The following is a 12,380-nucleotide window of genomic DNA, read 5'->3' on the forward strand; positions in this document are numbered from 1 at the left end:
TTAACCGTTACCACTCATGGTGGTGGTTAGTTATTTTAAAATCTCAACTTTTCAAGTTACTCACCTTAATTCACTATCTGACCGTGGCGCTGCTCGCCAATATTGGCGGCCAGTTACACGCCGAAGGGGCCAATCTGATTGGCAATAACGGTGCGGTGTTGGGCGCGCCCGGCAAAGCGGTCAGCCATGCGATGATGGCCGGTATCGCTGCAGAAATCGGCGGTGGCAATGCCAACGGTGCCGCCGCAGGAGCACTGGCAGCAGAGCTGGCTGGGGTGGTGATGGGGGAAAACTTCATCGGCTCGCAACAGTGGCAGGCGAAGTCTGAGCGTCAAGCCCAGCTAACCCGGTTCTTCGGTGGTGTGGTAGGGGCGGTATTTACTGGCACATCGGAAGGTGCCTACAGTGGTGCCAATGCCGCCGAAACTGCATTTCGTTATAACTATCTCAGCCACCATCAACAAAAGCTGATGGAAGCTGAAATGGCGGCGGCTGAAACATTGGCGGATAAGGGCAAAGTCTTTATTGACTGGGGGCTGACCAGCACCACACAGGACGGGGCTTTTGCGGCCGGCATTGTTGCAGGAGTGCCAGAAGGGCTCTACGACAGCGCCGTTGAATTGCTGGGGATGCTAAAAGAGCCTCGGCAAGCTATTGCCGCACTGAGAGAGCTGGTTAACAGTGATGATGTTATTGTCACGGTGGTGCAAAGTGTTAAGCAAGACTGGCTGGCCCGGATTAACAGAATGGAGGCCCACTACCAGCGGGCCGGCGTGAGGGGAGCCTATGATTCAGGAAGAGAAGCCGGTAAGCTGCTGTTGGAGTTTGGTGGCTACGCCACAGGCGCGGTCGGTGCCACCGCGGGTGCTGCGAGTATCACGGCGAAAGGTGTGCGTTTTGCCAGTAAGCAGGTTGAGAAGTTTGAGGTACCAAAGGTTGCAAGTGTAAATCAGTCAACAACGGGCATCAAATGGGGGGAAGGTATTAGACATCAAGGGATGCCGTGGGAAAATTATGTGGGAACACAACTTCCAGCAGATGCTCGATTACCGAAGAATTTTAAAACGTTTGATTACTATAATTCCATCTCCCGAACCGCTATCAGTGTAAAAACCTTAGATACTACCACCGCAGTTCGAGTGGCGAATCCAAGGCAAATCTACAGATCGTTGAAAGGTAACATTGACGAGGTTGCGAAATTTGATACGTATATACTTTCAGGCGAAACGTTAAAAGCCTCAATGATCACGAGTAGAGAAATACAATTGGCTGTTCCGGCACAGACGAGTAGATCCCAGTGGACAGAAATAAATCGGGCTATTGAGTATGGTAAAAGTCAAGGCGTGAAAGTTGCTGTAACAAAGGTAAAATAGTTATGTTCATTAAAGATCAAGATTACTGGGCATCAGTTTATTCAACAAAAGAATTTTTGAGTGTTGAAACTGATTCGGGATTTGGCAGAGTTCGTAGAGATCCACTTTTTCCTCCCTACCTATTGCAGCCAGATGCAGATGATCAAACTATTGGCAATATTATCCTCAAGGCATTGTTAGATAGTCGAACCTTAACTTCACTTGAGGAACGCGTTGCATTTTTTGATCTCGAAAAAGGCAAAGAGCAATATGCTGCTTGGATAGCTATGCTGATGGAAAGATATGGTTATAAAACCAAAAAATCCTTATTTAAAGATATGAAAAATTGCTCTATTCATTGTGTTAATGATCTGATTATGATCTCACCTACTCACCATGAAAAACTCGAAGCATGGAGTGGTAAGGGAATAAAGGAATCGGATCATGTGGCTATCTCAGCAAATAGCTTACCAGCAGAAATCGGCGCGGCCCTGCGATTAGCGATTAGCCGTTGCACCGGGTGATAATGATCCCCTTTACTTTCTCAACTTCCTTAACAAAAAATCCCGGCTAAAAACCGGGATTTTAAAGGCTGATATTACCTACGATTTATCACACTTCTGGCACGTTACGGCCATAGTAGATTTCCTGCATTTCTTTATATAACAGGCGGGTAATGCGTTCTCGCTCTTCCGCGCTCAACTCTTCTGGCTTGGCGTTAAACAGATAATGCTTCAAGTCGAAATCTTTCAGCATCATCTTGGTATGGAAGATATTTTCCTGATAAACATTCACATCCATCATGTGATAAAGCGATTTCATATCGTCTGACATAAAGTTCTGAATCGAGTTAATTTTATGATCGATAAAGTGTTTAACCCCGTTGATATCACGAGTAAATCCACGCACCCGATAATCCATGGTGACAATGTCGGATTCCAACTGGTGGATCAGGTAATTCAGGGCTTTCAGCGGTGAAATCACCCCGCAGGTGGAGACTTCGATATCCGCACGGAATGTGCATAGCCCCGCTTCAGGGTGGCTTTCCGGGTAGGTATGGACGCAGATATGACTCTTGTCCAAATGAGCAACCACCGCATTTGGCAGCGGGCCGGGGTGTTCTGATGTATCGACATCACGGGGATCGACAGGTTCTTCGCTGACCAAAATGGTGACACTGGCCCCCTGTGGATCGTAATCCTGACGTGCAATATTCAATATATTGGCACCAATGATCGAGCAGGTTTCGCTCAAGATCTCGGTCAGGCGGTTGGCGTTGTACTGTTCGTCAATGTAGGCGATATAGCCATCGCGGTCATCTGCGGTCTTGGCATAACAAATATCGTAAATACAAAAACTCAGGCTTTTCGTCAGGTTGTTGAAGCCGTGTAGTTTAAGCTTGGACAATTTGGTTCCGCTCCTTATGAATTATCAACACGGGTCGTTAACGCATCCAACAGATATTGTGGCAATGCAAAGCTGCCGACATGAATGGCTGGATTATAGTAACGGCAAGTTAGACCCGCATCGGCAAAACGTTGTTGCAGTGTGGTCAGATCTAGCTGACGCAGCGATGGATTCTGAGTCGCCCAAGCGAAGGTCATAATGCCACCGTAATAGGTTGGAATGGCGGCCTGATAAAAACTGACATCGCTGAAATAGTGGCTAAGCTTATTGTGGCTGTCGACCGCTTCATCTTGTTGCAGGAAGCAAACACCGTTTTGTGCCACAAAAATGCCGCCGTCGTTCAGGCTACGAGCGCATCCTTGGTAGAAAGCAGAGGTAAACAGGCTTTCCCCAGGGCCGATAGGGTCGGTACAGTCAGAGATAATGACATCGAATTTTTCAGTGGTTTGATTAACGAAGTTAACGCCATCATCGATCACCAATGTGAAACGGGGATCATCATAGGCACCGGCACTGTGATTCGGCAGATACTGGCGGCAGAACGCCACCACACCGGCGTCAATTTCAACCATGGTAATGTGGTCGATGTTTTTATGGCGGCTGACTTCGCGCAGCATTGCACCGTCACCACCACCGATGATCAGCACCTTCTTCGCCTGACCGTGGGCCAGTATAGGGACGTGAGTCATCATTTCGTGATAGATAAATTCATCACGTTCGGTGGTTTGCACCACACCATCTAAAGCCATTACCCGGCCCAGCACTGAGTTCTCAAAAATTACCAGATCCTGATGCTCAGTTTTTTCGCGGTACAGGACATTTTCTACTGAAAAGTACTGGCCGAAGTTGGCATGTAATGTTTCATACCATAGTTCTTTCTGTGACATGTTCGGGGCTTCTCCTTCGCAGTAACAGCCATGAAAAATGGGGGGCAACATCATAGCCAACTCTGCCTGAGGTTGCACGGCGGAATTCCAGACTGAAAGGATAAAGGTGGGATCGCTAGTTAGCGTAAGCCAATAAACTTAAAGAGTCACGGGCCAGAGACTTGCATTTGGTTGGAACGGGGATCGCAATACCACGCAGGTCACGATAGCTATCTTCGCCTAACGCTTTCATATTAAAGCTATTGTAGTTACGCAGGTCCCAGCGATTTTGTTGGGCAAAATAGACGATTGCCCGCTTGATTTCATTATTGGGTAATTCGTTATACCCGCAATCATTTTTCAGATAGACGAATACCGCAGTCAGATCCGCGAGATCTTCTGCTTCAGATTCACTTAATGCAGAACTGGCAGATGAGAATCCGCACAGAGTAAGCAGCAGCATAACTAACGTTGTTCTTTTCATAGCGGAAACAGGCTTGTTCATTGTTAACAGACGTTATCACACTGTGATGCTACAGCGTAAATAATATTACATCGGGGATGATTCACAGAGTGATTGATTGCACCTTGACCTTCCCGTTAGGGGAGGGTTTATGCTCGCCATAATGCTGTTTTTGTGCCGCTTAGGCACTCACCCGCGATAAATGCTGACTTTTCATCAGTGTTTATCGGCTATCACGAATGGAGACGACCATGCATCGCCGTGATTTTATCAAGTTAACGGCAGCTCTTGGAGCCGCCACTTCACTGCCTTTATGGAGCCGCGCGGCCTTGGCCGCAGATTTTTCACCACTGCCTATCCCGCCACTGCTCCAACCGGACACCACTGGCAATATTAATCTGAATATTCAGACCGGCACTATGGCTTGGTTGCCTTCTGCTGCCACCCAAACTTGGGGCTATAATGGCAATTTGCTGGGGCCTGCCATTCGTTTGCAACGGGGCAAGCCGGTCACCATCAATGTCACCAACTCTCTGCCGGAAGCGACGACGCTACACTGGCACGGTTTGGAGATCCCCGGTGAAATGGATGGTGGCCCACAGGCGCTGATTCAGCCCGGCGCAAAACGGCAGGTTGCATTTACCGTCGAACAACCCGCTGCCACCTGCTGGTTCCACCCTCATACCCACGGTAAAACCGGCCACCAGGTGGCGATGGGGTTAGGCGGTTTAGTGCTGATTGATGATAGTGACAGTGAAAAACTGCCCCTACCGAAACAGTGGGGGGTGGATGATATTCCGGTTATTTTGCAGGATAAATTGCTGGGCAAAGATGGCCAAATTGACTATCAGCTGGATGTGATGACCGCCGCCGTTGGCTGGTTTGGCGACCGGATGTTCACCAATGGCGCACGTTATCCGCAACAGATTACACCGCGTGGCTGGGTGCGATTAAGGCTACTCAATGGTTGCAACGCCCGCTCACTGAATCTGGCACTCAGCGATGGCCGCCCCATGTATGTTATTGGCAGTGATGGCGGGTTACTGGCGGAGCCAGTCGCGGTAAAGGAATTGCCCATTCTGATGGGAGAGCGTTTCGAAGTATTGGTGGATACCTCAGATGGCAAAGCCCTCGATCTGGTCACCTTGCCGGTGAAACAAATGGGCATGACATTAGCGCCATTTGATAAGCCACTCCCGGTGTTACGCATTCAGCCCTCACTGGTGGCAGGGAGCAAAGTGCTGCCAGATTCGTTGGTTGTGGTGCCTGCGCTAGTTGATGTCACGGGTCTGCAGGAGCGTTGGTTCCAACTGATGATGGATCCTAAACTGGATATGCTAGGAATGCAGGCGTTGATGAGCCGCTATGGCATGCAGGCGATGGCGGGCATGAGCATGGATCACGGTGCCATGGCGGGGATGGATAGTGGCAGCATGGCGGGTATGGATCACGGCAATATGAAAGGCATGGATCATGGCGCGATGAAAGCCGCCCCAGCTTTCGATTTCAGCCATGCCAATATGATTAATGGCAAAGCCTTCTCAATGAACGAAGCGGCATTTGATGCCAAACAAGGCAAATACGAGAAATGGACGATTTCCGGTGAAGGCGACATGATGCTGCATCCATTCCATGTCCATGGTACGCAGTTCCGTATTTTGACCGAAAATGGCAAGCCGCCAGCAGAGCATCGCCGTGGCTGGAAAGATACCGTCAGGGTGGAAGGGGCGCGCAGTGAGATTTTAGTGTGTTTTAATCACTTGGCACCGGCCAGTACGCCCTATATGGCGCACTGCCATCTGCTGGAACATGAAGATACCGGTATGATGATGGGCTTTACCGTCAGCGCTTAAACTAATCCCCAGCAAGGTTGCTGGGGGTAATTTTATTTGTCAGCAGCGCGCTCTATAGGGCGAGAAGTTCAGCCAATGCGGGCTGAAGAAGCTGATTGCCACTCTTTTTATCATGCTTGATGATGTAAGCCTGATAATAGCTAAAGCCATCTCTTGGCACCTCTTCAAACAGCCACTCCGAACGTCGCAGTGCAAGCAGCGTTTTCATGCTTAGCCACACTTTATAGATAAGAATGCAGATAACGACCACGCCTATAGCTCTGAGCGCCATTAGCAGGTAAGGATTAAGCGTGAGAGAAAGATGGAAGGTTTGCTGTAGTGCTAAATAGACTAATGCCGCCTGTATCAGCACCTTAATTATCAGAAAACGCGAAAAGAAGGACACTAAACGCGCGACACTGATAAAGCAGGGGTTCTTTAGCGATGAACGGGTTTCGCGCACGGGTATGCCTTGTACATACACTGTCCATTGTGTTTTTTCAGCAATCAGATAGACAAAGCCCTTTTCTGCCAAACGATGCAGAGATAAAGAGACCCATAGACCATACACTAGCCCTAAAATAAGGACGTAAAAGATGGCAACGTTCAGACCAAAAAATGAAACGAGCAGGCATATGGCTGCAATTATCGCAAAACGGGCAGAGTAAACCAGCATATTGCTGGACTGATAGTTCATCAAAACATTCCTTGTAAGGGCATTTTTCGCTGTGGTTATGGGCTTCAATCACTTGACTCACGATTATACATGGCAAAATTTATCGGCAAGTAAACAAAATTCCTTATTGAATCGGATAATTTCATTATCGCAAAGGGGGGAAGTCAATTTATCAGGCCGCTATCAATGCATCCGTCAGCGCATTCTTGCTATACTCTGCGCCCCCGAATGCTGGCTGTCGCTGCGGGATGTTGCCTGATTTGTGTTAAGCTATGGGCATTACTCTGTATCTGTGGGGCTTTTCTTTTAAGCTCACCACGGATATAAAATCAATTAATTCAAATAGGTATGTTGGCTGTGAAACATATTGTAGAAGTCATGATTTCCGAACAGGAAGTAAAAACCCGAATTGCCGAATTAGGCCGCCAAATATCTGAACACTATCGCGATAGCGGCAGTGAAATGGTGTTGGTAGGGTTACTCCGTGGTTCATTTATGTTTATGGCTGATTTATGTCGAGCCATAGATGTTTCTCATGAAGTCGATTTTATGACGGCCTCTAGCTATGGCAACGGCATGAGCACCACCCGCGATGTGAAAATCCTGAAAGATCTGGATGAAGATATCCGTGGCAAAGATGTGCTGATTGTTGAAGACATCATCGACTCCGGTAATACGTTGAGTAAAGTCCGTGAGATTCTGCAACTGCGCGGCCCGAAATCATTAGCTATCTGCACCTTGTTGGACAAACCACAGCGCCGCGAAGTACAAGTGCCGGTTGAGTGGGTCGGTTTCGCTATCCCCGATGAGTTTGTTGTGGGTTATGGTATCGATTATGCGCAGCGTTATCGGCATTTACCGTATGTCGGTAAAGTGGTGATGTTGGACGAGTGATCGGCTACTGTGTGTCGTCATTTTGAGATTACACAGTGCTCAAACTAACTTAGCTCGCCACCCCTTTGCCGATGAAGTGTTACAGCGAACTTAGGCGATAGATTTAGCGGGATTTATTGATGGGAGAGGGCGCGTGTTAACGTACCCTCCCATAGACTAATTAGTCTTCTTTGTTATTTTGCTGCAACAACTCAGCCATGGCTTTACGGTACACCATTTCAAGGCTGCCCAAACTCGTGGCTGACACTTCTAAATCACGCAGTAGGCCGTCTTCGATGCCGTATACCCAGCCGTGAATCATGGCTTTCTGGCCACGCTTCCATGCCGAACGAACAATGGTAGAATGGCCCAAGTTGTACACTTGCTCTACCACGTTAATTTGGCACAACACATTGCTGCGCTCTTCTTGCGGCAGTTCACCCAGCAGTGAGCTGTGCTTATACCAAAGGTCGCGGATGTGGAGTAACCAGTTGTCAATCAGTCCCATCTCTTCGCCTTTGATGGCGGCTTCAACACCACCACAGCCAAGGTGACCACAAATAATGATGTGTTCCACTTGCAGAACATCAATGGCGTATTGAACCACGGACAGACAGTTCAAATCGGTATGGATAACCAGATTGGCAACGTTACGGTGAACAAATAACTCGCCAGATTTCAAACCGGTAAGCTGCTCAGCTGGGACACGGCTGTCGGAACAGCCAATCCACAGGAAACGGGGTTTCTGGGCTTCTGCCAGGTGCTCAAAAAAATCGGGATCGTCTTTACTGATGGTGTTTGACCATGCTCGATTATTCGCGATGAGCTTTTCTATTTCTTTCATGAATGTAAATAGCCTGTAATGAACGGATTGCGATAGGATAATATACGGCAAGGATTACGATTTTGAAATCGGAACTGTGGTTCCTTTGATTGCGCAATTTTGTCTGCGTAACATCTTCTCGGTGTCTGTTTGGTTCCCTTCTGCCACCTGTGACCCGCCTCGACGACGGTGGGTTAAGCAAGCCATGGATGTGCTGCGACGCCCGAGATACCCATTGAATAAGGTTCTTTCTTACTTATGACATATGCACTGGAAATATCGCAGCTGACCAAAACCTATGCGGGTGGCGTTCAGGCACTGCGAGGCATCGATCTGCGCGTAGAGGCAGGCGATTTTTATGCTCTGCTCGGACCTAATGGTGCAGGTAAATCCACCACCATAGGTATTATCAGTTCATTGGTGAACAAAACATCGGGCAAGGTGACTGTCTTTGGCTACGACATCGATCAGGATATCGTGAATGCCAAACGTCAGCTCGGGTTAGTACCGCAGGAATTTAACTTCAATCCGTTTGAAACGGTATTGCAGATTGTTATCACCCAAGCAGGATATTACGGTGTGACACGGAGCGAAGCCCTACAACGTGCTGAAAAATACCTCAGCCAGTTAGATCTGTGGAGCAAACGTAATGAGCGTGCTATTCGTCTGTCGGGCGGGATGAAGCGCCGTCTGATGATTGCTCGCGCTTTGATGCATGAACCTAAACTGCTGATCCTCGATGAGCCGACTGCTGGGGTGGATATTGAATTGCGCCGCTCTATGTGGGGCTTCCTGAAAGAGCTGAATGCGCAGGGGACAACCATCATTTTGACCACCCATTATCTGGAAGAAGCTGAAATGCTGTGCCGCAATATCGGCATTATCCAAAATGGCGAACTGGTCGAAAATACCACGATGAAACAGCTGCTTGGCAAGCTTGAATCAGAAACCTTTATCTTTGATCTGGCGATTAAAAGCCCGCTACCTAAGCTGGAAGGTTATGGCTATCGTCTGACGGATACCTCAACGCTGGAAGTCGATGTTAAACGTGAGCAGGGGCTGAATGGTCTATTCAGCCAACTGAACGCGCAGGGAATTCAGGTACAAAGTATGCGCAACAAGGCTAACCGTCTGGAAGAGCTATTTGTCACCTTGGTTAATGGCAACGGGGGAGAGAAAGCATGACCCGCCTGTATTGGGTAGCATTACAGAGTATTTGGATCAAAGAGATCACGCGTTTTGCACGTATCTGGATCCAAACATTGGTGCCACCAGTGATTACCATGTCGCTCTATTTCGTTATTTTCGGCAACCTGATTGGTTCTCGAATTGGTGATATGGGCGGCTTTGATTATATGCAGTTTATCGTGCCCGGCCTGATTATGATGGCGGTGATCACCAACTCCTATGCCAACGTGGCTGCGTCCTTCTTTGGCGCAAAATTCCAGCGTAGCATTGAAGAGCTGCTGGTGGCTCCGGTGCCAACCCATATCGTGATTATCGGTTATGTCGGTGGCGGGGTGGCGCGTGGGATCTGCGTGGGGATTCTGGTCACAATAATCTCACTGTTCTTTGTGCCACTGCATGTTCACTCTTGGTCAATGATTGCGCTGACATTAATGCTGACAGCGATAGTCTTTTCTCTCGGTGGATTGTTGAATGCGGTGTTCGCCAAAACATTCGATGACATCAGTCTGGTGCCTACTTTTGTGCTGACGCCGTTGACCTATCTAGGGGGCGTATTTTACTCACTATCCCTCTTGCCGCCTTTCTGGCTAGCGGTATCAAAGCTCAACCCTATCGTGTATATGATCAGTGGGTTCCGTTATGGTTTCCTCGGTATTACCGATGTGCCGCTGGTATTGACCATTGGTGTGCTGGTAGTGTTTATCGCGATATTTTATGCTTGGGCTTGGTATTTGATTGAGCGTGGTCGCGGCCTGCGCACCTAATACCCTTCGGCCTTGGCGCTACAGCGGTGTTGGCTACATTCACTTGTCGCCTTGCTGTAGCGTCAATGACTTTTCGGCCCTGGCATTGCCGCGGTGTTGGTTATATGCGCCTCTGCCTCGTCAAACTGTTTGGGCGTGGCTCGTGAATTAATAGTTAGTTAATTGTTGTTAATGCTGGAATTTAATCGTAATAAATAATGTCCCCGTCTAATATCGTCTTTCTCAACTCTAAGTGTCTCGTGCTATGCTGGCGCACCAGATTTTCCCCTTTTCAATTCAGCGCCGAATGCGCATAAGTAGAACGATAATGTGGCATAAAAACAGAATAGCTATTGGGATGCTACTCGGTGTTGTCATGTCGGTATTGATACCGGCAGCCCACGCAGATCTCTTGCCTGATGAATCGGCACTTGTACCTAAATATATGGTTGCGCAGCGTGATAGCGAAATATATTCGCTGGTCGGCGAACGTGTCATTCCCGTCGGTGAGATAAAAGAAGATCAGCTTATTCAGGTTTCGCCTGCGGCAGCAGAGTATTACGAATTTAAATTTGGTAATGGTATTGGCTTTATTGATAAAGGCGATTTACGCGATATCACTAAGGCACGAAAAACCAACGATATTCTGGGGGATTTGAATAAGCCGTTACCGAATCAAAATATTCTGATCAAACGGGAAACCGCGGTTTATCTCGCGGCGGATGTCGACAGCGAGCAATTTGCGACGCTGGTAGATAATCTGCGTTACCCGATTGTGGGTAAGCTGAAAGACCGTTTAGGCAATACCTGGTATCAGGTCAATATTGGCGATCGCTTGGGGTATGTCAGCAGTGTCGATGCGGAAATAGATAATGGCATACCGATCCTGACCTATCACCATATGTTGAAAAATGAGGAAAATAAACGTTTTCTGAATACCTCAACCACGACCTCTGATGCAGCATTCAGTAACCAAATGACCTATCTCAAGCAGACCGGTTACGACACGATTTCGCTCTATCAGCTTGAAGGCTATCTTAATAACAAAATTAATTTACCGGCAAAAGTCGTGGTGCTGACATTTGATGATGGCCTTAAATCAGTCCATCGTTATGCTTATCCGATTTTGAAAGAGAATGGTTTCCGGGCTACCGCGTTTATTATTTCATCACGTATTAAACGCCACCCGCAGAAATGGAATCCTGACTCATTACAGTTTATGAGTATTGCTGAACTGAAAGAGATTCAGGATGTATTTGATATTCAGTCTCATACGCATTTTTTACATCGGACTGATAATAAGCGTAACCCAATTTTATTGAGTCGTTCTTATCACAATATTGTTTTTGACTTTGAACACTCGCGCCGTGCGTTATCGCAGTTTAATCCGCACGTGGTTTTTCTGTCATATCCCTTCGGCGGGTTTAACCAAACCGCCATTGATGCGGCGAAGAATGCAGGTTTCCATTTAGCGGTCACCACCATGCAGGGCAAGGTAAAACCGGGCGACAACCCATTTACCCTTAAGCGGCTCTATATTTTGCGTACTGACTCAATCCCGACCATGGCAGAGCGAATTGCCAATGAGCCCGGTCAGGTCGCACCCGCCCCTGCGGTGATGGAGTCAGATTAATAGACTGGTGATATGAAAAATGGCGCTCTAATAAGGCGCCATTTTTTTATCTTATAAACCACAGCGATTCGGGTAAATGAACCTGGCTAACACCCTGCAGCTTCAAGAACGAAGGGGGGTTAGGCGACCTGAACGGGTACGGCCTTAGCCTTGCGCTGCAACTGATTCTCACCTTCAAAATAGGCTACTTTCGGGTGATGCAGTCGGGCATCGGCATCAGACATCTGCACATAAGAGCAGATGATCAGTTTATCGCCGACACATGCGCAACGTGCCGCCGCGCCATTGACCGAGATAATCCGTGAACCACGCTCGGCAGCGATCGCATAAGTAGAGAAACGCTGACCGTTATCAACGTTATAAATATCAATGGCTTCATATTCTAGAATGCCTGCGGCCTCCAGAAAATCCTGATCAATAGCGCAGGAACCTTCATAGTGCAAATCCGCTTGAGTGACTTTGACCCGATGCAGTTTGCCTTGCAACATTGTGCGTATCATAACTCTTACCTTTGACCCTGATTA

Annotated in this window: 13 protein-coding genes; 7 read left to right on the top strand and 6 right to left on the bottom strand. The window is 48.0% G+C overall.

The window, feature by feature from the left end:
- Positions 1 to 83: 83 nt before the first annotated feature.
- Positions 84 to 1,373, top strand: coding sequence for an endonuclease toxin domain-containing protein (locus tag ACZ76_RS17975; protein WP_053082178.1), 1,290 nt, complete (start codon positions 84 to 86; stop codon positions 1,371 to 1,373).
- 2 nt (positions 1,374 to 1,375) lie between these two features.
- On the top strand, positions 1,376 to 1,876 hold the full coding sequence (locus tag ACZ76_RS12660; protein WP_048619237.1) for a contact-dependent growth inhibition system immunity protein: 501 nt from the start codon (positions 1,376 to 1,378) through the stop codon (positions 1,874 to 1,876).
- Between the two features lie 88 nt (positions 1,877 to 1,964).
- Here the strand turns inward: ACZ76_RS12660 and speD are convergent, their stop codons facing one another.
- The 3 genes from speD to ACZ76_RS12675 all read right to left on the bottom strand — a co-directional run bounded on the left by speD (position 1,965) and on the right by ACZ76_RS12675 (position 4,109).
- On the bottom strand, positions 1,965 to 2,759 hold the full coding sequence (speD, locus tag ACZ76_RS12665) for an adenosylmethionine decarboxylase (RefSeq protein WP_004714112.1): 795 nt from the start codon (positions 2,757 to 2,759) through the stop codon (positions 1,965 to 1,967).
- Positions 2,760 to 2,773: 14 nt separating this feature from the next.
- Positions 2,774 to 3,646 (bottom strand): polyamine aminopropyltransferase, encoded by an 873-nt coding sequence (gene speE / locus ACZ76_RS12670; protein WP_048619238.1) that lies wholly within the window; start codon positions 3,644 to 3,646, stop codon positions 2,774 to 2,776.
- A gap of 115 nt (positions 3,647 to 3,761) precedes the next feature.
- On the bottom strand, positions 3,762 to 4,109 hold the full coding sequence (locus tag ACZ76_RS12675; protein WP_032898327.1) for a YacC family pilotin-like protein: 348 nt from the start codon (positions 4,107 to 4,109) through the stop codon (positions 3,762 to 3,764).
- A gap of 230 nt (positions 4,110 to 4,339) precedes the next feature.
- On the opposite strand from ACZ76_RS12675, the gene cueO reads away from it, so the two are divergent.
- Entirely contained in the window at positions 4,340 to 5,941 is a 1,602-nt protein-coding gene (gene cueO / locus ACZ76_RS12680; protein WP_048619239.1) for a multicopper oxidase CueO, read from the top strand.
- 52 nt (positions 5,942 to 5,993) lie between these two features.
- Here cueO and ACZ76_RS12685 read toward each other — a convergent pair whose 3' ends face one another.
- The gene (locus ACZ76_RS12685; RefSeq protein WP_048619240.1) at positions 5,994 to 6,617 is read right to left on the bottom strand and encodes a hypothetical protein; all 624 of its coding nucleotides are present in this window, start codon (positions 6,615 to 6,617) and stop codon (positions 5,994 to 5,996) included.
- Positions 6,618 to 6,953: 336 nt separating this feature from the next.
- Here ACZ76_RS12685 and hpt point away from each other — a divergent pair, with 336 nt between their 5' ends.
- Positions 6,954 to 7,490: a hypoxanthine phosphoribosyltransferase gene (hpt, locus tag ACZ76_RS12690; RefSeq protein WP_042806689.1), complete on the top strand. Its 537-nt coding sequence runs from the start codon at positions 6,954 to 6,956 to the stop codon at positions 7,488 to 7,490.
- A gap of 160 nt (positions 7,491 to 7,650) precedes the next feature.
- Here hpt and can read toward each other — a convergent pair whose 3' ends face one another.
- On the bottom strand, positions 7,651 to 8,313 hold the full coding sequence (can, locus tag ACZ76_RS12695) for a carbonate dehydratase (protein WP_048619241.1): 663 nt from the start codon (positions 8,311 to 8,313) through the stop codon (positions 7,651 to 7,653).
- A 237-nt stretch (positions 8,314 to 8,550) separates the two neighbouring features.
- On the opposite strand from can, the gene ACZ76_RS12700 reads away from it, so the two are divergent.
- The 3 genes from ACZ76_RS12700 to ACZ76_RS12710 all read left to right on the top strand — a co-directional run bounded on the left by ACZ76_RS12700 (position 8,551) and on the right by ACZ76_RS12710 (position 11,856).
- A complete protein-coding gene (locus ACZ76_RS12700) occupies positions 8,551 to 9,477 on the top strand; it encodes an ABC transporter ATP-binding protein (protein WP_048619242.1) in 927 nt (308 codons plus the stop codon).
- A complete protein-coding gene (locus ACZ76_RS12705; RefSeq protein WP_048619243.1) occupies positions 9,474 to 10,244 on the top strand; it encodes an ABC transporter permease in 771 nt (256 codons plus the stop codon). Before ACZ76_RS12700 ends, ACZ76_RS12705 begins: the two co-directional genes overlap by 4 nt.
- Positions 10,245 to 10,551: 307 nt before the next feature.
- Positions 10,552 to 11,856, top strand: coding sequence for a polysaccharide deacetylase family protein (locus ACZ76_RS12710; protein WP_048619244.1), 1,305 nt, complete (start codon positions 10,552 to 10,554; stop codon positions 11,854 to 11,856).
- Positions 11,857 to 11,975: 119 nt separating this feature from the next.
- Here the strand turns inward: ACZ76_RS12710 and panD are convergent, their stop codons facing one another.
- Positions 11,976 to 12,356 (bottom strand): aspartate 1-decarboxylase, encoded by a 381-nt coding sequence (gene panD, locus ACZ76_RS12715; protein WP_005156780.1) that lies wholly within the window; start codon positions 12,354 to 12,356, stop codon positions 11,976 to 11,978.
- Positions 12,357 to 12,380 lie beyond the last annotated feature (24 nt).

The sequence above is a fragment of the Yersinia aleksiciae genome (genome assembly GCF_001047675.1).
GTDB classification, from domain to species: domain Bacteria; phylum Pseudomonadota; class Gammaproteobacteria; order Enterobacterales; family Enterobacteriaceae; genus Yersinia; species Yersinia aleksiciae.